13 protein-coding genes and 1 pseudogene are annotated in these 20540 nt (G+C 69.2%); 6 read left to right on the plus strand and 8 right to left on the minus strand.

Features of this window, described 5'->3' with window-relative positions; translation table 11 throughout:
* The first annotated feature begins 63 nt into the window (after window positions 1–63).
* The gene (locus AB0D34_RS32710; protein WP_362668131.1) at window positions 64–2184 is read left to right on the plus strand and encodes a prolyl oligopeptidase family serine peptidase; all 2121 of its coding nucleotides are present in this window, start codon (window positions 64–66) and stop codon (window positions 2182–2184) included.
* A 122-nt stretch (window positions 2185–2306) separates the two neighbouring features.
* On the opposite strand, the pseudogene AB0D34_RS32715 reads toward AB0D34_RS32710, so the two are convergent.
* Window positions 2307–2619, minus strand: a pseudogene (locus tag AB0D34_RS32715) (oligopeptide/dipeptide ABC transporter ATP-binding protein); the annotation flags it as partial.
* Between the two features lie 492 nt (window positions 2620–3111).
* Here AB0D34_RS32715 and AB0D34_RS32720 point away from each other — a divergent pair.
* From AB0D34_RS32720 to AB0D34_RS32740, 5 genes are read left to right on the plus strand one after another with little or no spacing between them, the layout of a single operon-like run.
* Window positions 3112–4983, plus strand: coding sequence for an ABC transporter substrate-binding protein (locus tag AB0D34_RS32720; protein ID WP_362668134.1), 1872 nt, complete (start codon window positions 3112–3114; stop codon window positions 4981–4983).
* Between the two features lie 7 nt (window positions 4984–4990).
* On the plus strand, window positions 4991–6022 hold the full coding sequence (locus tag AB0D34_RS32725; RefSeq protein ID WP_362668136.1) for an ABC transporter permease: 1032 nt from the start codon (window positions 4991–4993) through the stop codon (window positions 6020–6022).
* Complete coding sequence (locus tag AB0D34_RS32730; protein ID WP_362668139.1) at window positions 6019–6939, plus strand: ABC transporter permease; 921 nt, start codon at window positions 6019–6021, stop codon at window positions 6937–6939. Before AB0D34_RS32725 ends, AB0D34_RS32730 begins: the two co-directional genes overlap by 4 nt.
* Complete coding sequence (locus AB0D34_RS32735; RefSeq protein WP_362668141.1) at window positions 6936–7931, plus strand: ABC transporter ATP-binding protein; 996 nt, start codon at window positions 6936–6938, stop codon at window positions 7929–7931. The genes AB0D34_RS32730 and AB0D34_RS32735 overlap by 4 nt, the downstream gene beginning before the upstream one ends.
* Complete coding sequence (locus AB0D34_RS32740; RefSeq protein ID WP_362668144.1) at window positions 7928–8926, plus strand: ABC transporter ATP-binding protein; 999 nt, start codon at window positions 7928–7930, stop codon at window positions 8924–8926. The genes AB0D34_RS32735 and AB0D34_RS32740 overlap by 4 nt, the downstream gene beginning before the upstream one ends.
* A 737-nt stretch (window positions 8927–9663) precedes the next feature.
* Here the strand turns inward: AB0D34_RS32740 and AB0D34_RS32745 are convergent.
* From AB0D34_RS32745 to AB0D34_RS32775, 7 genes are all read right to left on the minus strand, one after another.
* A complete protein-coding gene (locus AB0D34_RS32745; protein WP_362668147.1) occupies window positions 9664–10812 on the minus strand; it encodes a dipeptide ABC transporter ATP-binding protein in 1149 nt (382 codons plus the stop codon).
* Complete coding sequence (locus AB0D34_RS32750) at window positions 10805–11866, minus strand: ABC transporter ATP-binding protein (protein WP_362668150.1); 1062 nt, start codon at window positions 11864–11866, stop codon at window positions 10805–10807. Before AB0D34_RS32750 ends, AB0D34_RS32745 begins: the two co-directional genes overlap by 8 nt.
* A gap of 11 nt (window positions 11867–11877) precedes the next feature.
* A complete protein-coding gene (locus AB0D34_RS32755; protein WP_362668153.1) occupies window positions 11878–12816 on the minus strand; it encodes an ABC transporter permease in 939 nt (312 codons plus the stop codon).
* Complete coding sequence (locus AB0D34_RS32760) at window positions 12809–13735, minus strand: ABC transporter permease (RefSeq protein ID WP_362668156.1); 927 nt, start codon at window positions 13733–13735, stop codon at window positions 12809–12811. The genes AB0D34_RS32755 and AB0D34_RS32760 overlap by 8 nt, the downstream gene beginning before the upstream one ends.
* A 145-nt stretch (window positions 13736–13880) precedes the next feature.
* Window positions 13881–15500 carry an ABC transporter substrate-binding protein gene (locus tag AB0D34_RS32765; RefSeq protein WP_362668159.1) on the minus strand — a complete coding sequence of 540 codons (1620 nt, stop codon included), beginning with the start codon at window positions 15498–15500 and terminating at the stop codon, window positions 13881–13883.
* A 555-nt stretch (window positions 15501–16055) separates the two neighbouring features.
* Window positions 16056–17963, minus strand: coding sequence for a translational GTPase TypA (gene typA / locus AB0D34_RS32770; protein WP_362668161.1), 1908 nt, complete (start codon window positions 17961–17963; stop codon window positions 16056–16058).
* A gap of 126 nt (window positions 17964–18089) precedes the next feature.
* Complete coding sequence (locus tag AB0D34_RS32775) at window positions 18090–20300, minus strand: ABC transporter family substrate-binding protein (RefSeq protein ID WP_362668163.1); 2211 nt, start codon at window positions 20298–20300, stop codon at window positions 18090–18092.
* Between the last annotated feature and the right edge of the window lie 240 nt (window positions 20301–20540).

Consider the following 20540-nt stretch of genomic DNA (forward strand, 5'->3'; position numbering starts at 1 on the left):
CGGGCCTGCGCATCCGTCGGCGCACGGCCGCACAAGGGGGCGCATGGCCAATATGGTCGGGGCATGACGACCGAGCCTGACTCCTTCCCCCGACGGCACGCCCGCACCCAGCGCTTCACGCTCGGCGCGCCGCGCGCGTTCACCGTGGCACCCGACGGATCGCGTGTCGTGTTCCTGCGCTCGAACTCCGGCACGGACCGGGCCCATTCGCTGTGGGTGCTCGACGCGGCGGACGGCGGGGAGCGCGTGGCGGCCGACCCGCGCGCCCTCCTGGGCGGTGCCGAGGAGCACCTCTCGCCCCAGGAGCGGGCCCGGCGCGAGCGCAGCCGTGAGGGCGGTGCCGGCATCGTCGGCTACGCCACCGACGCTGCCGTGCAGTTGGCCTCTTTCGCCTTGTCAGGGCGGCTTTTCGCGGCGGAGCTGCAGGCCGGCACGGCACGTGAACTGCCCGTCCCCGGGCCGGTGATCGACCCCCGCCCGGCCCCCGACGGACGGCACGTCGCGTACGTGGCGCAGGGCGCCCTGAGGGTCGTGGGTGCCGAGGGCGAGGGCGACCGGGCCCTGGCCGTCCCGGAGTCGGATCAAGTCACCTACGGCCTCGCGGAGTTCATCGCGGCCGAGGAGATGGGCCGCACGCGGGGCTTCTGGTGGTCGCCGGAGTCGGACCGGCTGCTGGTCGCGCACGTGGACGACACGCCGGTGCGGCGCTGGTGGATCTCCGACCCGGCCCACCCCGAGCGTGATCCACAACACGTCCCGTATCCGGCGGCGGGTACCCCCAACGCGGACGTACGGCTGTTCGCGATCGCCCTGGACGGGACGCGCACGGAGGTCTCCTGGGACCGGCGGCGCTATCCCTATCTGGCCCATGTGCACTGGTCAGCGGCGGGCGCTCCCCTGCTGCTCGTACAGGCGCGCGACCAGCGCAGTCAGCTGTTTCTCGCCGTGGACCCGGAGACCGGGGCGACCCGGATGGTGCACGCGGACGAAGATCCAACTTGGCTGGATCTTTTCCCCGGCGTGCCGTGCTGGAGCCCTTCGGGTCAGCTCGTGCGGATCGCCGACGAGGGCGGCGCGAGGGTGCTCGCGGTCGGCGAACGCCCGCTGACCGGACCGCAGTTGCACGTCCGTGCGGTGCTGGACGTCGGCGGGGACGATGTCCTGGTCTCGGCGTCGGCCGGCACGGAGGCCGAGGCCCCGGAGACGGGCGAGGTGCACGTCTACCGGGTGAACGAGCTCGGAGTGGAGCGCGTGTCACAGGAACCCGGCGTGCACTCCGCGGTGCGCGCCGGGGGCGTGACCGTGCTGGTGTCCGCGACCCCGGACCGGCCGGGCGCCCGCGCGCAAGTGCTGCGCGACGGCAAGGAGTCGGCGACTGTCACGTCGTATGCCGAAGATCCCGGTTTGTCCCCGCGCGTGACGCTCACCGAGGGGGGCGCACGGAAGATCCCGTGCGCCGTGCTTTTGCCACGGGACTACGCCGGTGACACGCCGCTTCCGGTTTTGCTGGACCCGTACGGGGGTCCGCACGGGCAGCGGGTGGTCGCCGCGCACAATCCGCACCTGACCTCGCAGTGGTTCGCCGACCAGGGCTTCGCGGTGGTCGTGGCGGACGGCCGGGGCACCCCGGGGCGTTCCCCCGCCTGGGAGAAGGCGGTCCGCGACGAACTCGCGGCGGTGGTCCTCGAGGACCAGGTGGACGCGCTCCAGGCGCTCGCCGAGGACTTCCCGCTGGACCTCTCCCGGGTGGCGATCCGGGGCTGGTCCTTCGGCGGCTACCTGGCGGCGCTCGCGGCGCTGCGCCGCCCCGACGTCTTCCACGCGGCGGTGGTGGGCGCCCCGGTCAGCGATCTGCGGCTGTACGACACGCACTACCAGGAGCGGTACCTCGGCCACCCGGACGAGCAGCCGGAGGTCTACCGCCGCAACTCGCTGATCGACGACGAGGGCCTGGTCGACGCGGTGGCGCCGCATCGCCCGATGATGATCATCCACGGTCTCGCGGACGACAACGTGGTGGTCGCCCACTCCCTGCGGCTGTCCTCGGCCCTGCTGGCCGCGGGGCGCCCGCACGAGGTGCTCCCGCTGTCCGGGGTGACCCACATGACCCCGCAGGAGACGGTCGCCGAGAACCTGCTGCGGCTTCAGCTGGACTTCCTGAAGCGGTCGTTGGGGCTGGCCTAGGCACAGCAACGGGCCGGGACGACATGGCGCGTCCCGGCCCGTTTACGGCACCCGCACGGCCGTACGTTGTAGAGACTGACGCGTCCGTATATCGGAACCGGGTCAGCCAAGTTGCCTCCGTGTTACTCCGGCTCCTCGGGCGGGACGACCTGCTTCTCTTCGGCGAAGTGGCACGCCGAGTCGTGTGCCGCGGGCCCGCTCGCGAACCGGAACTCCGCGGGCACCGCCGGCGCGCAGCGCTCGGCACCCCGACGGGATGTTCGTCGGGGACGGGACGTCACCCGCGAAGACGATCCGCTCCCGGTGTTCGCGGGCCTCCGGGGCGGGCAGCGGCACCACGGACTGCAGCGACTGGGTGTAGGGGTGTGTCGGATGGTCGTGGATCTCCGTGTCCCTGCCGATCTCCACGAGGCCGCGTGGTCGGTGAAGAAGGCCTGCGGGAGCGGGGCGTAGGCCGGGTAGCCGAGGGTGTCGGGGAAGGTCGAGAACTTCTGGCTTCTCGGCCGGCAGGCCGTCGCCGCGAGGGCTGTCGTCACCGCCCATGCGGCCCATTTGGCGGGCGTGGCTCCACGCATGGCGTGCCGCTCAGGAATCCGATCCGTGAGCAGCAAATATGGGGGCAAGCTACATATGACGCACATTCAGCACGACCATTTGCAGGAGTCACGAGATCGTCACGGTGGACGGGCCCGGCAGTGGTGGCGTCAACGCCTCACCAGGCCCCCTTCACGGGTCTGGACCAATACCGGTGGGATCGCACATGGATTCGGTGTTTTCGCAGGCCACGCCGGTTCCACGCGCCGTTGACGGGTGCGGACCGCCGCTGATAGACACACTCATCACCCAGCTGTCGTCACCAGGCGAAATCCGGTCCAGAGCTTCCGACAAGCCGTCCCTGTGCGAGCGATGACGCGAGGTCACGATTCCATGAGCACTCAAGACCAGCACGGCAGAAGGCGTTCACACCCGAGAAGCCCGCGCTCGCGGGTGCCCCGGCTGGTGGCGGCCGCCGGCGCCCTCGCGCTCACCCTCTCGGCAGGACTCGCGACACCGATGAACCCGGCAGCCCCACAGGCGCGGGCCGCCGACGGCGAGAAGGTACTCACCGTCGCGGTGGCCCAGAGCGTCGACTCACTGAGCCCCTTCCTGGCGGTCCGGCTGGTCAGTACGAGCATCCTGCGGCTGACGTACGAGTACCTGACCGACTACGACCCCGGGGACGCGCACCCGGTTCCGGGCCTGGCCACCAGCTGGAAGCCCTCCGCCGACAAGCTCACCTGGACGTACACCATCCGTTCCGACGCGAAGTGGTCGGACGGGCAGAAGGTGACCGCGCAGGATGCCGCCTGGACGTTCAACAAGATGATGACGGACGAGGGGGCCGCCACCGCGAACGGCAGCTTCGTCACCAACTTCCGCAAGGTGACGGCCCCCAGCCCCACCCGGCTGGTCGTCGAACTGAAGAAGCCGCAGGCGACGATGACCGCCCTGGACGTCCCGATCGTGCCCGAGCACATCTGGAAGGACGTCAAGGACTTCTCGAAGTTCAACAACGACAAGTCCTTCCCCGTCGTCGGTGACGGGCCCTTCGTTCTCACCGACTACAAGGCGGACAGCTACGTCCGCCTCAAGGCCAACAAGAGCTTCTGGCGCGGCGCCCCCAAGTTCGACGAGCTGGTCTTCAAGTACTACAAGGACCAGGACGCCGCCGTGGCCGCCCTGCGCAAGGGTGAGGTCTCCTTCGTCGCGGGCCAGCCCGCCCTGACGCCGGCTCAGGCGTCCTCCCTCAAGGGCCAGAAGGACATCAAGGTCAACGAGGGCCCCGGCCGCCGCTTCTACGCCCTCGCCACCAACCCGGGCGCGAAGGCCAGGAACGGCCAGAAGTTCGGCGACGGCGACCCGTCACTCCTGGACGAGCGGGTGCGGCACGCCCTGTTCATGGCCGTGGACCGGCGAACCCTCATCGACAAGGTGTTCCAGGGCCACGCGGTCGAGGGCCAGGGCTACATCCCGCCCCGCTTCTCGACGTACTTCTGGAAGCCGTCCGCGAGCCAGGAGCTCGCCTACGACCCCGCCAGGGCGGCCGGGCTCCTCGACCAGGCCGGCTACAAGAAGAACGGCGACGGCAAGCGGGTCGGCAAGGACGGCAAACCGCTGAACTACCGGGTCCTGTGCCACGCGACCGACCCGAACGACAAGGCCGTCGGCCAGTACCTCAAGGAGTGGTGGGGCAAGCTCGGCATCGGCATGACCCTCGACTGCCTGGACAACGTCACCGACCCCTGGCTCGCCGGCAGGTACGACCTCGCCTTCGACGGCTGGTCGGTCAACCCCGACCCGGACTTCGTCCTGTCGATCCACACCTGCGCGGCCCTGCCCGCGACCCCGAAGGACACCGGCGCGACCGACAACTTCATCTGCGACAAGACGTACGACGAGCTGTACGCCAAGCAGCTCGCCGAGTACGACTCCGCCAAACGGGCCGACATCGTCCAGCAGATGGAGTCGCGGCTGTACGACCTGGGGTACATGAACGTCATGGCGTACCCGAACGCCGTCGAGGCCTACCGCACCGACCAGATCAAGTCGATCGAGACGATGCCCAGGGCCGCCGGCAACATCTACGGTCAGGACGGCTACTGGAGCTGGTGGTCGGCGGTTCCGGCCGATTCCGCCTCCTCGTCGGGAAGCAGCTCGACCGGGGTCGTCGTCGGTGTCGCCGCGGGTGCCGTGGTCCTCGCCGGCGCCGGGGTGCTCCTCGCGAGGCGCCGCCGCACCACCGCCGACGACCGGGAGTAGGCGGTTCATGGTCTCCGACGCAGTCTCCGCACCCGTCGCCAAGGAGAGGCGGACAGGTACCGGTGGCGCCTACCCGAGGTATGTGGCCGGCAAGGCGGGCGGCGCCGCCGTCTCGCTGCTGGCCGTCCTCGTCACCGGGTTCTTCCTGTTCCGTCTGATCCCGGGCGACCCGGTCAAGACCATGACGGGCGGCCGTCCGGTCTCGGCAGCGCAACTGGCCGAGTACCGCAGGGAGTTCGGGCTCGACCTGCCGCTGTGGGAGCAGTTCACCGACTACTGCCGCAAGGCGCTCACCGGCGACCTGGGCACGTCGTACCAGTTCCGTACCCCGGTCATCGACAAGATCACCGAGGCGCTGCCGAACACGCTGCTGCTGACCGGCACGGCCTTCGTGCTCTACACCGCGCTCGGCATGTTCCTCGGCACCCGCTCGGCCTGGCGGCACGGGAAGCTCGGCGACAAGCTCAACACCGGTCTGGCGCTGACCCTCTACTCGGTGCCGTCGTTCTGGCTGGGGCTGCTGCTCATCATCGTGTTCGCCGTGGGCCTCGGCCCGGTCCCGGGGCTGTTCCCGACCGGCGGCATGGAGTCGGGCGGCGAGGAGGGCTTCGCGTACGTCGTCGACGTCGCCCACCATCTCGTGCTGCCGGTGATCACGCTGGTCGCGGTCGAGTACGGGCAGACACTTCTCGTCACCCGCTCGGCGCTGCTGGACGAGATGGGCAGCGACTATCTGACGACCGCCCGCGCCAAGGGGCTCAGGGACGACCTGGTCCGGCGTCGGCACGCGGTGCCCAACGCGCTGCTGCCCACGGTCACCCTGGTCTTCGTCAACCTCGGCCGGACCGTCGCCGGCGTCATCCTGGTCGAGACCGTCTTCTCCTGGCCGGGCCTGGGCGGACTGTTCTACCAGGCCCTGAGCGTCCCCGACCTGCCCCTGGTGCAGGGACTGTTCCTCTTCTTCGCCTCGGCGGTGATCGTCATGAACACGTTGGCCGACCTGGTCTATCCGCTGCTCGATCCCCGGGTGGGCCGATGACGACCGACACCGTCGCCACTCCCGGTCCCGGTCCCCGCGCGCTCGCCTGGCAGCGCCGCCGCCGCTCCGCCGTACGGTTCTGGCAGAGCTACCGCACCCACGGCGCCGGACTGACCGGCCTGGCCGCGCTCGTCCTGTTCGCCCTGGTGGCGCTCACCGCTCCGCTGACGGTCGGCTCCGGCGTGACCGGCGTGACCGACGCCCCGGGCAACCCGCTCGAGGCGCCGAGCGGTGAGTTCCCGCTGGGCACCGACCGGTTCGGGCGCGATCTGCTGGGCCTGGTGGTGTGGGGCTCCCGGGTCTCGCTCCTGGTCGGGCTGCTGGCGGCCGTGCTGTCGGTGGCGATCGGCGCGGTCGTGGGCATCACCGCCGGGCACTTCAAGGGCGCGTACGCGACCGTGCTGATGCGGATCACGGACTGGTTCCTGGTGATGCCGACGCTGGTGCTCGCCATCGCGCTGGCCACCGTGATGTCCCGCTCCCTCGGCACGGTGATCCTCGCCATCGGCGTCACCTCCTGGCCGACCACGGCCCGGCTGGTGCGCGCCCAGACCCTGGCGGTGGAGTCGCGGCCGTACATCGAACGGGCCAAGGCGCTCGGCGGCGGGCACTGGCACATCATGACGCGGCATGTGCTGCCCAATGTGACGCCGCTGGTCCTCGCCCAGACGACTCTGATGATCTCCTCCTCGGTGCTCGCCGAGGCGACGCTGGCCTTCCTCGGGCTCGGCGATCCGACGGTCATCTCGTGGGGCGGGCTGTTGCAGGACGCGCGCGAGGCGGGCGCGGTCAGTGCCGGCGACTGGTGGTACCTGGTGCCGCCGGGCATCGCGATCGCCCTGGTCGCGCTGGCGTTCACGCTGTGCGGACGGGCGGTGGAGTCCGTGCTCAATCCCAGGCTGGGGGTGGCCCGTTGACGCTCCTTGAGGTGCGGGGCCTGACCGTGACGTATCCGGGCGGGGCCGAGGCCGTACGGGGTGTGGACCTGTCGCTGGCGGCGGGCCGCAAGCTGGGGATCGCCGGTGAGTCCGGCTGCGGCAAGTCGACGCTGGCGCTGGCCCTGCTGCGGCTGCTGCCGGCCGGTACCCGGGTCGGCGGGGAGATCCTGCTGGACGGGGAGGACATCCTGACCATGCGGTGGGGGCGGGTGCGCGCGGTGCGCTGGGCGGGCGCCTCGATCGTCTTCCAGGGGGCCATGCACTCGCTCAACCCCGTGCACCGCGTCGGCGACCAGATCGCCGAGCCGATGCTGCTGCACGCCAACACGACCAGGGTGGCGGCGAGGAAGCGCACCGGTGAGCTGCTGGAGCACGTGGGGCTGCCGCCCGCGCGGGCCCGGGCGTATCCGCACGAGCTCTCCGGCGGGCAGCGCCAGCGCGTCATGATCGCCATGGCGCTCGCGTGCGACCCGCACCTGGTGATCGCCGACGAGCCGACCACCGCCCTGGACGTGATGATCCAGGCACAGATCCTCCGGTTGATCGAACAGCTCGTCAGCGAGCAGGAGTTGGGCCTGATCATGATCAGCCACGATCTCGCGGTCCTCGCCGACACCTGCGACCGGCTGGCGGTCATGTACGCGGGCCGGGTGGTCGAGGAGGGCCCCGCCCGGGCGGTGTACGAGGCCGCCTCGCACCCGTACGGCAAGGCCCTGTCGGCGGCGTTCCCGCGCATCGGCGACCCGGCCTCCCGGTTCGCGCCGCGCGGCCTGGCCGGCGACCCGCCCGACCCGTCGGACCTGCCCTCCGGCTGCACCTTCCACCCGCGCTGCCCGGTGGCGCTGGACGAGTGCGCCGTACAGGACCAGGCGCTGCGGGAGGCGGGACAGGCGCGGCGGGCCGCCTGCGTGCACGTGGGGGCGGCGGTCCCCGGCGTGGCCGCCGTCCAGGACGCGAGGAGCACCCCATGACGACGACTCCCGCGACGCGGCCGCTGCTGAGCGCGCAGGGCCTGCACGTGACCTTCCCCGGCCGCCACGGCGCATCGCCGGCCCGGGCGGTTGACGGTGTCGAACTCGACATCGGCGCAGGGGAGATCGTGGCGCTGGTCGGCGAGTCCGGCTGCGGCAAGACGACCCTGGCGCGCTCACTGCTGGGTCTCGTCCCGCCGACCGCGGGCAGCGTCCGCTTCGACGGGAAGCAGCTGGAGTACTCCTCCCGCGCCCTCAAGGCCTACCGCCGACGCGTCCAGCTGGTCCTGCAGGATCCGAGCGGGTCACTGAACCCGCGGCACACGGTGTACGAGGCGGTGGCCGAGGGGCTGCGGATCCACGGGTACGCCGGGAACGAACGGGCAGCGGTGTCCGAGGCCCTGGCCCGGGCGGGCCTGCGTCCCCCGGAGCGCTTCTTCCTGCGCTACCCCCACGAGCTGTCCGGCGGGCAGCGCCAACGGGTCGTCATCGCGGGCGCGTTGGTCCTGGAACCCGAACTGATCGTCGCCGACGAGCCGGTGGCCTCGCTCGACGCTTCCGTACGCGGCGAGATCCTCGCCCTGCTGCTGCGCCTGCGCACCGAACTGGGGCTGTCCGCCCTGGTGGTGACCCATGACCTGGGTCTGGCGTGGAACGTCGCCGACCGGGTGGCGGTGATGTACCTCGGCCGGATCGTGGAGACGGGCACGGTGGAGGAGGTCCTCACGGCACCCCGGCACCCGTACACGCAGGCCCTGCTCTCGGTCCTCCCCGAGGCCCCGGGCGACCCGGTGGTACTGACCGGCGAGCCTCCGGATCCGTCCCGCGTCCCCTCGGGGTGCCGCTTCCACGCTCGCTGCCAGGTCCTGGCGGGTGGTGAGGCGGAACGCGCGGAGGTGGCGGACGCATGCCGGTCGCGGGACCTGGAGGTACTGGCCGGCAGCGGCGAGGGGCAGGTGGCCTGCCACTGGGCGCGGGCACGGGTGACGACCTGACCTCAACGGCCGCCGACTCGACCTCGAAGCGTCGGTGCCGGCGAGCTGGCGCACAGCGCAGCGGGCTGCGGTGGGAGGGCAAGCGGCCGACGGACTGCGGCGACGAGCCCTGCACAGGCGCAGGACCGACGGACTGCGGCGACGAGCCCTGCACAGGCGCAGGACCGACGGACCGCCGCGACAAGCCCTGCACAGGCGCAGGACCGACGGACCGCCGCGACAAGCCCTGCACAGGCGCAGGACCGACGGACCGCCGCGACAAGCCCTGCGCGGACGTAGGGCCGACGGTCAGCACCAGCCAGGCGGGCGCTGGGGACCGACCAACAGCGGCCATCCCGTCATGGGCGAGCGCGGGGCGCTCGCGTCCCGCCACGTGGTGTTGCCGGGCAGGCTTCGTGTCGTCGCAGGTCATGGCCGTCACCGCGCAGGGCCACAGGCGCCGAGCGGTCGAGGCCACGCTCAGCGGCTCGCGTAGTGGTCCGGGGCGGCGCGGACGGCCTCGGCCGGACATGGGCCGTCCGGCCCGGCGCGGCGGCCAGGACTCGCTGCCTCACTCGGTGGGACGCCAGGTGGTCGGCGCCGGAGCGCATCCGGTCGTGGGCGTCGGAGCTGCTCTTCGCGGACGTTGGGCAGGCCGCACAGGAAGTCGGCGCGGCAACTCGCCCTCCTGGCACCGGAAATGCCGGTTCCCGGCACCCTCGGGGGTGCCGGGAACCATGACCGTGCCGTCTCGGGCGTCAGGCCGCGTGCACGACGTCCTTCTCCTCGGCGAAGTGGCAGGCCGACTCGTGGGCCGCCGGGGAGTCCGAGCCCTGGAACTTCTCGGGGATCGCCAGCAGCGGAACCTCCTCCGCGCACTTGTCCTGCGCCTTCCAGCACCGGGTGCGGAAGCGGCAGCCGGACGGCGGGTTGGCCGGGGAGGGCACGTCACCGGTCAGGATGATCCGCTCACGCTGCTCGCGGTCCTGCGGGTCGGGCACCGGGACCGCCGACAGCAGTGCCTGGGTGTAGGGGTGCGTCGGGTGCTCGTAGATCTGCTCGTCGGAGCCGATCTCGGCCATCTTGCCGAGGTACATCACTCCCACGCGGTCCGAGATGTGCCGGACGATCGACAGGTCGTGCGCGATGAAGATGTAGGACAGGTTGAACTCGTCCTGCAGCCCCTCCATCAGGTTGATGACCTGCGCCTGGACCGACACGTCCAGCGCGGACACCGGCTCGTCGCAGATGATGACCTCGGGGTTGAGGGCAAGACCGCGGGCGATGCCGATGCGCTGGCGCTGGCCGCCGGAGAACTGGTGCGGATAGCGGTTGATGTACTCCGGGTTCAGGCCGACGACGTCCAGCAGCTCCTTCACCTTGCGGCGCCGGTCGCCCTTCGGGGCCACCTCGGGGTGGATGTCGAAGGGCTCGCCGATGATGTCGCCCACCGTCATACGGGGGTTGAGCGAGGTGTAAGGGTCCTGGAAGATCATCTGGATGTTCCGGCGGACGGCCTTGAGCGCCTTGCCGGAGAGCCTGGTGATGTCCTGGCCCTTGTAGAAGACCTCGCCGGACGTCGCCCGCTCCAGACTCATCAGGAGCTTGGCCACCGTGGACTTGCCACAGCCGGACTCGCCGACGATGCCCAGGGTCTCGCCCTGGTACAGGTCGAAGGAGATGCCGTCGACGGCCTGCACGGCACCGACCTGCCGTCGAAGGATGATGCCCTGCGTCAGCGGGAAGTGCTTGACCAGGTTGCGCACCTGCAGGATCGGCTCGCCCCGCTCGACGGGCGCGTCGAGGGCGGCTACGGCCTCCGCCTCGGTGTGCACGTCGGCGACATCGACGTCGGAGACGTTCGGCGTGGCGTCCTCAGGCTCGGGGGCCTTGGTCGTCTCAGCCATGGATCGTCTCCTTCCAGAAGTGGCACGCGCTGGCGCGGCCCGGCAGTTCCGTCCCGTCCCGCTCGGTCACCTGGACCAGCGGCGGGCGGTCGGTGCGGCAGATGTCCTGTGCCTTCTCGCAGCGCGGGTTGAAGGCGCAACCGCTCGGCACCTTCAGCAGGTTGGGCGGCAGACCCTTGATCGCGTAGAGGTCCTGGCCCTTCTGGTCCAGACGCGGGATCGAGTCCAGGAGACCGCGGGTGTAGGGGTGCGCGGGGCGCTTGTACAGCTCGTGCACCGGCGCCGTCTCCACGATGCGGCCCGCGTACATCACGGCGATCTTGTCGGCCACGTCCGCCACGACACCCAGGTCGTGGGTGATGAGGATGAGCCCCATCTGGTACTCGCGCTGCAGTTCCGCGAGCAGGTCCATGACCTGTGCCTGCACCGTCACGTCGAGAGCCGTGGTGGGCTCGTCGGCGATGATCAGGTCCGGCTCCAGGGCGAGCGCCATGGCGATCATGATGCGCTGGCGCATACCGCCCGAGAACTGGTGCGGGTAGTCGCTCACGCGGGCCGCGGCGGCCGGGATCTTCACCCGGTCCATCAGCTCGATGGCCTTGGCCTTGGCCGCCTTGCGGGACATCCCACGGTGGACGCGGAACATCTCGCCCAGCTGGAAGCCCACGCTGAGCACGGGGTTGAGCGAGGACAGCGCGTCCTGGAAGATCATCGCGATGCGGGCGCCCCGCAGCTTGCGCCGCTCCTCGGCGGACATGGTGAGCATGTCCTGGCCGTAGAAGCGGATCTCCCCCTTGGGGATGCTGGCCGGCGGCATGTCGAGGATGCCCATGATCGCCTGCGCGGTCACGGACTTGCCGGAGCCGGATTCGCCGAGCACGGCGAGGGTCTCCCCGGATTTCACGGAGTAGTTCACGCCGTTGACGGCGCGGACGACGCCCTCACGGGTCTTGAACTCGACGTGCAGGTCGCGCACTTCGAGCAGCGGGCCGGTGTGCTCCGGATCGCCGGAGCGCGGAGCCGGAACGGCGTCCGTCGGGTCGATGATGGTCACGTACGCCTCCCTCAGCGTGTCTTGGGGTCGAAGGCGTCGCGGACCACGTCGCCGAGCATGATGAACGCCAGCACGGTGATGCTCAGGGCGCCGGCCGGGAAGAGCAGCGCGTGCGGGTTGGTCAGGAACCGGTCCTGAGCGTCACTGATCATGACGCCCCAGGAGATGTTCGGGTACTGGATGCCGATACCCAGGTAGGACAGCGCGGCTTCGGCGGCGATGTAGACGCCCAGGTTCATCGTGGTGATGACGATGACGGGGGCGAGCGTGTTCGGCAGGATGTGCCGGAACGCGATCCGCCACGAGTCCGCGCCGAGCGCCCGGGCGGCCGTCACATAGTCGTTGTACTTGTTGGAGATGACCTCGCCGCGCATGATCCGGAAGACCTGCGGCCAGCCGAGGATCGCCATGATGAACGACACCGACCACACGTCGCCACCGCCCCAGATCGACATGATCAGCAGACCGCCGACGAGCAGCGGCAGGGCGGAGAAGACCTCGGTGATACGGGACAGCACCGCGTCGATCCAGCCGCCGACCAGACCGGCCAGCATGCCCAGCAGTCCGCCCAGGAGGGTGGTGACGATGGTGGTCACCACGCCGACCACGATCGAGTTGCGGGTGCCCCACACGGTCCGCGTGTAGATGTCGCAGCCCTGGACGTCGTAGCCGAAGAGATGTCCGGACGACGGCCCGTTCATGGAGTTCTGCAGCTGGCAGAAGCCGTCCGAGAACGGGGAGCGTGCCGTGAACAGGCCGGGCGCGATCGCCAGAGCGAGCAGGCACACGATGATGAGGGCCGTCACGATGAACATGGGCCGCTTGCGCAGATCCGCCCAGCCGTCCTTGAGCAGGCTCGCCTGACGGGCCGCCGCCTTCTCCTCGGCCTCGATCTCCTTGGCGAGGGCGGCCTCGTCGGTGGTGGGCCTCTCTATCGTCTTCTCACTCATAACGGATCCTCGGGTCGAGCACGGCGTACAACAGGTCTACGAGGAGGTTGGCCACCAGGTAGATCAGCACCAGCAGGGTCACCAGCCCTACCACGACCGGCCGCTCGCGCAGATAGAGGGACTGGGCCAGCTGACCGCCGATACCGGGCATGTTGAACACGCGCTCGGTGATGATGGCGCCACCCATGAGAGCACCCAGGTCGAAGCCGAGGAAGGTGACCACCGGGATCAGGGAGTTGCGCAGCGCGTGCACCCCGATGACCCGACGCGTGGGCAGACCCTTGGCGACGGCCGTACGGACGTAGTCGGCGCGCACCGACTCCGTCATGCTCGTCCGCACCAGGCGCGCGATGTAGGCCATCGACGTCGAGGCCAGCACGACGGCGGGGAGGATGTAGCTCTGCGGCCAGCCCTTCTCGATGCCCGCGACCGGCGTGATCTTCAGCTTCACGCCGAACTCCAGCTGGAACACGCTGCCGAGTACGAAGACCGGGATCGAGATCAGCACCAGCGTCGAGATCAGCACGACGTTGTCGAGGAACTTGCCCTTCTTCAGGGCGGAGAAGATGCCCGCGACGATACCGATCACGGCCTCGATGCCGAACGCGGTCAGACCCAGCTTCAGGGTGACGGGGAACCGCTCGGAGACGATCTCGGAGATGGCACGCCCGTTGTACGTCTCACCGAGGTCACCGGTGAAGACGCCGCTGATGTAGTGCCAGTACTGCTGGTACAGCGGTTCGTTGAGGTGGTAGTGATCGCGCAGGATCGCGGCGATGTTCGGGTCGGCGCGCTTCTCGCCGGCCAGTGCCTGGATCGGGTCGCCGGGCAGAGCGAAGACCAGGCAGAAGATGATGAACGTGACGCCTATGACCACAGGGATCACCTGTAGCAGGCGGCGCGCGACGTATCGGCCCATGGGTACTCCAGAGGGGGTGCTCGACCCGACCGTGGCCGAGGGGAGGCACGGTCGGACGGGGAGACGGCAGCAGGAGTGAGCAGGGGAAGGATGTCCCTCCCCCTGCTCACCCCGTACCGCGCTGTCAGGACTGCTCAGAACCTGGTCAGCTGAGCTTGACCGTGTCCCACAGGATGTTGTGGCCGGCGATCTTCATCGACTTGACCTTGTCGCTGAAGCCGCTGTTCAGGGTGTAGAAGTACACCGGGATGTAGGGCATCTCCTTGAGGAGGATGTCGTCGGCCTGCTGGTACTTCTTGACGGCGTCCTCGTGCGTCGCCGCCTGGTCGCCCTCGACGAGCAGCTTCTCGAAGTCCTCGTTCACGTAACCGGCGTAGTTGGAGCCGTTGGTGATGGCTTCCTTCGAGAAGATCGGACGGAGGTAGTTCTCCATGTCCGGGTAGTCCATGTTCCAGCCCATGCGGAACGCGCCCTTGTACTTCTTGGCGTCCAGGTCGTTCAGGATGGTCTGGAACTGCTCGAACGGCTTGGCCGTGACCTTGATGCCCAGGTTCTGCTGGATCTGGTTGGCCACCGCCTCGACCCACGCCTTGTGGTCGCCGTCGGCGTTGTAGCCGATCTCCAGCGTGTTGCCGGGCAGGCCGCCGCTCGCCTTGTAGAGCTCCTTGGCCTTGGTCGGGTTCAGCGTGCAGGCGTCACCGCAGGCACCCTTGCGGTATCCGTCGATGATGGGGCTGATGAAGTCGTCCGCGGGCGTACGGGCGCCGAGGAAGATCTTCGACGCGATCGCCTCGCGGTCGATCGACATGGAGATGGCCTTGCGGAGGTCCGCGTTCTGGAAGGCCTTGTTGTACTTGATCGGGAAGCCGATGTAACCGACGCCCGAGTCGGCCTCGTCGATGTAACGGCCCGGCAGGTCCTTGTGGTACGTCGGCAGACCCGAGTTGGGGATGACGAGCTGGACGTCGAGGTTGCCCGCGACAAGGTCCTTGTAGGCGGTGTCAAGGTTCGAGTAGATCTTGAAGTTGACACCCTTGACCTCGATCTTCGAGGCGTCCGGGTACTTGTCGTACTTCGTGACGTCGATCTCTTCGTTGTGCTTGAACTTGCCCTTCATCTGGAACGGGCCGTTGCCGATCGGGGCCTCGCCGAAGCCCTTCGGGTCCTTGAAGAACGCCTTGGGCAGCGGCACGAAGGCGGTGAAGGACAGCTGCGACGGGAACGCCGAGAACGCTCCGTTCAGGGTGACCTGGAGGGTGTTGTCGTCGAGGGCTTTCAGGCCGGACATCTTGTCGGTCGTGGGCTTCTTGCCCTCGCCCGGGTTCAGGTCGCTGTAGCCCTGGATGTGGCTGAACAGCGGGTTGGTCTGCTGGGCGTTGGTCTGGTTGGCGCCGTAGTTCCAGGCGTCGACGAAGGACTGGGCCGTGACCTTCTCACCGTTGTGGAAGGTGTAGCCCGACTTCAGCTTGATCGTCCAGACCTTGTTGTCCTTGGACTCAACCGACTCGGCCATGGCGTTGACGACCTTGTTGTCGGCGTCAAGCTTGGTCAGCCCCGTGAAGAGGGCACTGATGACCTGACCGCCCTCGGTCTCGTACGTGTTGGAGGGCACCAGGCTGTTCTGTGGCTCGCCGATCTCCACCGAGATAACGCCGTTGCTCTTGCCCGAGCTCGAGCTGTCGTCCCCGCCACCGCCACAGGCCGTCGCACCCAGCGCCACAACGGCGGCTATCGCAACCCACTTGGCGCTCTTGGCACCACGCATGGGGCTCCTCCTCATGAGTCCATTGGTTCACCGCATGGGGGAGCACATGACACATCACCGTTACCGGTGCCTGAAATGGTCAAGTGCCCCCGCGCTCGTGAGTCGGCGCCGCCTGCAGCGCGTGACCCGTTTTCCCGAGCTCTACGCGCCTAACTATCTGCCATGCGCCATGGCCGAACCACACTCACGAGGTCTCGGTTCGATCACACCTGACGCGTACATCTTCCAAAATCCGGACAAAGGGTTTGCCGAAAGATCCCTGCGAAACGGACTTGTTACACACCTATCGGACTTGAATGTCCGCATACCGAACGCGGCGGGCATGAAAAATAACTTGCGCATCCGCGGTCGCTGTGCAGCGGCGTGAAATCCGGCACCCGGGGTTGTTCACCAGGTCACAGGAGGCGGACAGAACCAGCGCTGAGAGGAGCGTAGTGCGCCGCGATCCGTTTTTGCGGATCCGGAACGAAGGTGAGGGTTTTCCCTACCCTCAGTCAACAGACAACCGGGCACCCCGCGTTGCGGGGTGCCCGGCGTCACCGTGGACGGTCTGTGTCAGCCGTGCTTGGCCCGGCTCGCGGCGCGGGCGCGCTCGCGGGCGTCCAGGTTGACCTTGCGGATGCGGACCGCCTCCGGGGTCACCTCGACGCACTCGTCGTCGCGGCAGAACTCCAGGGACTGCTCCAGGGAGAGCTTGCGCGGCGGCACGATCGCCTCGAACGAGTCGGCCGAGGAGGACCGCATGTTCGTGAGCTTCTTCTCCTTGGTGATGTTCACGTCCATGTCGTCGGAGCGCGAGTTCTCGCCGACGATCATGCCCTCGTACACCTCGGTGCCGGGGTCCGTGAACAGCACACCGCGCTCCTGAAGGTTCGTCATCGCGAACGCGGTGACGGCGCCGGCGCGGTCGGCAACCAGGGAGCCGTTGTTACGGGTCTGCAGGGTGCCGAACCAGGGCTCGAAGCCCTCGTGGATGGAGTGGCCGATGCCGGTGCCGCGGGTCTGGGTCAGGAACTCGGTCCGGAACCCGATGAGGCCACGGGACGGCACCACGAACTCCATGCGCACCCAGCCGGAGCCGTGGTTCGACATGTTGTCCATCCGGCCCTTGCGGACACCCATGAGCTGCGTGACCGCGCCCATGTGCTCCTCGGGCACGTCGATCGTCATGCGCTCGACGGGCTCGTAGACCTTGCCGTCGACGTCCTTGGTGACGACCTGCGGCTTGCCGATGGTCAGCTCGAAGCCCTCGCGGCGCATCTGCTCGACCAGGATGGCCAGCGCCAGCTCACCACGGCCCTGCACCTCCCAGGCGTCGGGGCGCTCGGTGTCGAGGACGCGCAGCGAGACGTTACCGATCAGCTCGCGGTCGAGGCGGTCCTTGACCTGGCGGGCGGTGACCTTGCGGTCCTTGACGGCCGCCTTGTTGTCGGCGCCCTTGCCGGTGCCGCCACGGCCGACCAGCGGCGAGGTGTTGGTGCCGATGGTCATGGAGATCGCGGGCTCGTCGACCGTGATCAGCGGGAGCGGGATCGGGTTCTCGGGGTCGGCGAGGGTCTCGCCGATCATGATGTCCGCGATACCGGCGACGGCACAGATGTCACCGGGGCCGGCCACCTCGGCGGGCTTGCGGGTGAGCGCCTCGGTCATCAGCAGCTCGGTGATGCGGACGTTGGACATGGAGCCGTCGCGCTTGATCCACGTGACGGTCTGGCCCTTGCGCAGCTCGCCCTGCTCGACGCGGAGCAGCGCGATACGGCCGAGGAAGTTGTCCGCGTCCAGGTTGGTGACGTGCGCCTGGAGCGGGGCCTCCTCGTCGTAGGTCGGGGCCGGGATGTGCTGGAGGATCGTGGAGAAGAACGGCTCCAGGCTGGTGGAGTCCGCCGGGACCGTGCCGTTCTCCGGCTTGGTCAGCGAGGCGATGCCGTCACGGCCGCAGGCGTAGACGATCGGGAACTCGATCTGCTCCTCGTCCGCGTCCAGGTCGAGGAAGAGGTCGTAGGTCTCGTTGACGACCTCGTCGATCCGGGAGTCGGGCCGGTCCGTCTTGTTGATGCACAGGATGACGGGCAGCCGCTGCTGGAGCGCCTTGCGCAGCACGAAGCGGGTCTGCGGGAGCGGGCCCTCGGAGGCGTCGACGAGGAGGACGACACCGTCGACCATCGACAGACCGCGCTCGACCTCGCCGCCGAAGTCGGCGTGACCGGGGGTGTCGATGATGTTGATGGTGATGACGTCCCCCCCGTCCTTGGGGTGGTACTTCACCGCCGTGTTCTTGGCGAGGATCGTGATGCCCTTCTCACGCTCCAGGTCGTTCGAGTCCATCATGCGGTCGTCGACGCCCTCGAGCTGGTGGGCGGCGAAGGCACCGGCCTGCTTCAGCATGCCGTCGACGATGGTCGTCTTGCCGTGGTCGACGTGGGCGACGATGGCTACGTTGCGGATGTCGTGGCGCGTGGCCATGAAGGCGTACTCCTGGAGTGTGAGGAAGGCCGACGCGTACGTCTGTGTTACGCGGACCCTGCCGGGCTGAACACGCCACGGCCTCACCCCATCGTACGGTGCCTTCGGAACTGGGGCCCGCCGGGCTCAGTCCCCGGCGCTGCCCGCCGGGGCTTTCGCGCCCTTCTTCAGGAAGCCCATGTCCTCGTAGACCGGCGTCTGGAAGCCGAAGGCACCGGCGTTCACCACGTCCTTCTTCGCGGCGGACAGCTGGGGCCGCTGGTACAGCGGGATGGATCCGGCGGCCGCCCAGATCCGGGAGTCGGCCTTGCGGATCAGGCTCCGGCTCCTGCCCTCGTCGAGCGTGGCGACGGCCTGGTCGAAGAGCTGGTCCACCTGGTCCGTGCCGACCCGCGTGTAGTTCTGCTCCACGTTCAGCGAGCCGTCGGCGGCCGGTACCGGCTTGGCGAAGATCGGCCGGGCGTCGGTCGCCGGGAAGGCGGTGGCCGGCCAGGAGTACAGGGCGAGGTCGTACTGCCCGGACGCGATGTGGTCCTTGAAGTAGCTCTCGTCGGACACCTTGGAGATCTCGGTCCTGATGCCGACCTTCCGCAGCATCGCGGAGATCCGCCCGGCCACCGTCCGCAGCGTCTCGGATCCCGGCCCCGACGGCAGCACGAACTTCAGGGTGAGCGCCTTGCCGTCCTTGGCCAGCGCCTTGGCCGCGGCACCGGCCGGAGCGGGCGTGCCCTTGGGCGCGTAGGCCCCGGCCGGCGGCCCACCCTGCTTCAGCGTGTTCGCGTACTGCTTGCCGTCCTGCGCGAGCTGCCGGGAGCCGCCGTCGCTCTTCTCCGCGTGGTCCTTGGGGTCCTTGTCGTCGCTGCTCTTGTCGTCGCTGTCCTCGGAGTCCTTGTCGGAGTCCTTGTCGGCCTTCTTGCCCTTGGCACCTGCGGCCTTCTGCTTCTTCTTATCCAACGGCCCCCCGAGCACCCACCCGGCATCGGCCAGCAGCGCCGACGCCTCCTTGGTGTCCTGGCCGCCGAGCGCGCCGCTGTTGTCGGCGTAGGCATCCTGGCCGGAGAGCGCCAGGTGGCTGCCGACGGGGACGGCGGGCAGCCCGAGCGGGGAGAGGACGACGCTCGCCAGCGCCTTGCGGTCGAGGGCGCGGGCCACGGCCCGGCGAACCCGCTCGTCGGCGAGCGGTCCGGCGGCGCCGTTCAGGGCGAGCTGGGTGTAGGCGGGTTCGAGGGACTTGCGTACCTCGAAGCCCCTCAGGGCCGTCTGCTGACGCTCGTAGGCCGCGATCGCCTCGCGCTTCCTCTCGCGGGCGCTGATCTCGTCGTCGGCGGCGTCCTCGTCGTCCCCGTGGGCGACGGCCCAGGAGCGCAGGGCGTCGGCGGCGGCCAGGTTGCTGCCGGAGCCGTGGGCCGGGAGGCCGTTCGGACCGGCGAGCGGGGTGCTGCCGGCCTCGCCGCCCGCGCGGGCGGCGAGGTTGATGCGGTCGAGGGCCTCGGGGTCGATCTCGGCGAGGTCGACCCGGCCCGCGGCCAGCGCGGTGGTCCGCTCGTCGCGGGGTACGGCACGCAGCACGATCTCGTCCAGCTTGGCGGGGTGGCCCCACCAGCGGGTACTGCGGGCGAGGGTGAGCTCGTCGTTCTTGCGGTCGACCTTCTTCAGCGTGAAGGGACCGGCGGTGACCTTGAGCTTCTTGCGGGCGGAGTCGTTGAAGGAGTCCGGGGTGCCCATGACGTCCTTCGGGTACAGCGGCGAGAACAGCGAGCGCCAGTCGGCGTACGTCCGCGCGAAGGTGACCCGGACCTCCAGGTCGTCGGCCCCGCGTTCGATCTTCTCGATGCGTTCGTAGCCGGCGTTGCGGGCGGTCCAGTACGCGGAGTCCTTGCCGGACAGGGCACGCCACTGGGCGGCGAAGTCGGCGGCGCCGATCTCCCGGCCGTCGCTCCACACGGCCTGCTGGTTCAGCTTGTACAGCACGACCTGCTTGGGCTCGGTCTCGACGACCTTCGCGGACTCCAGGTAGTCCGGGTTCACCTTGGGGCGCCCGTTCGCGTCGAGGCGGTACATCGACGGCAGGACGGCCTGGGCGACGGCGGTGGTGGTCGCGTCCGCGTCCGACTGGAAGGTGTTCAGGGTCTCCGGGACGGCGTCCACGGCCCAGTGCAGGGTGCCGCCGTCGGCGACCCGGTCGCGGGGGACGGCCGCGATGTCCTGCTCGGCGAGCGGCTTGCTCGCCTTGTCCCCGGAACCGCACCCGGCGAGCACGGGCACCACGAGCGCGCCCGCGGTGAGGAAGGCGACCGAGCGCATGACCGCGCGCAGTCCGACGCCGTCTGTGGACATCTCTGCTTACCTCCGGGAGCCGCGGGCGTTATGATCACTTTTGGCGGTATATGGAGCTGATCACATGTATGCGGCCACTGAAGAGGAAAGGGTTCGGCAACGGACGGCGACACGGCGAAAACAACCGGGAAGCCCACCCGTGCGGCGCAATCGACGGCGCACGAGGGGCGCGCACGGAGGCACGCGATCCGCCAATCCGTGCACGTCCCTTCACACCGGCAGGTGTGACGCGCAACACTC

Source organism: Streptomyces sp. NPDC048420, from assembly GCF_040651535.1.
Taxonomy (GTDB): domain Bacteria; phylum Actinomycetota; class Actinomycetes; order Streptomycetales; family Streptomycetaceae; genus Streptomyces.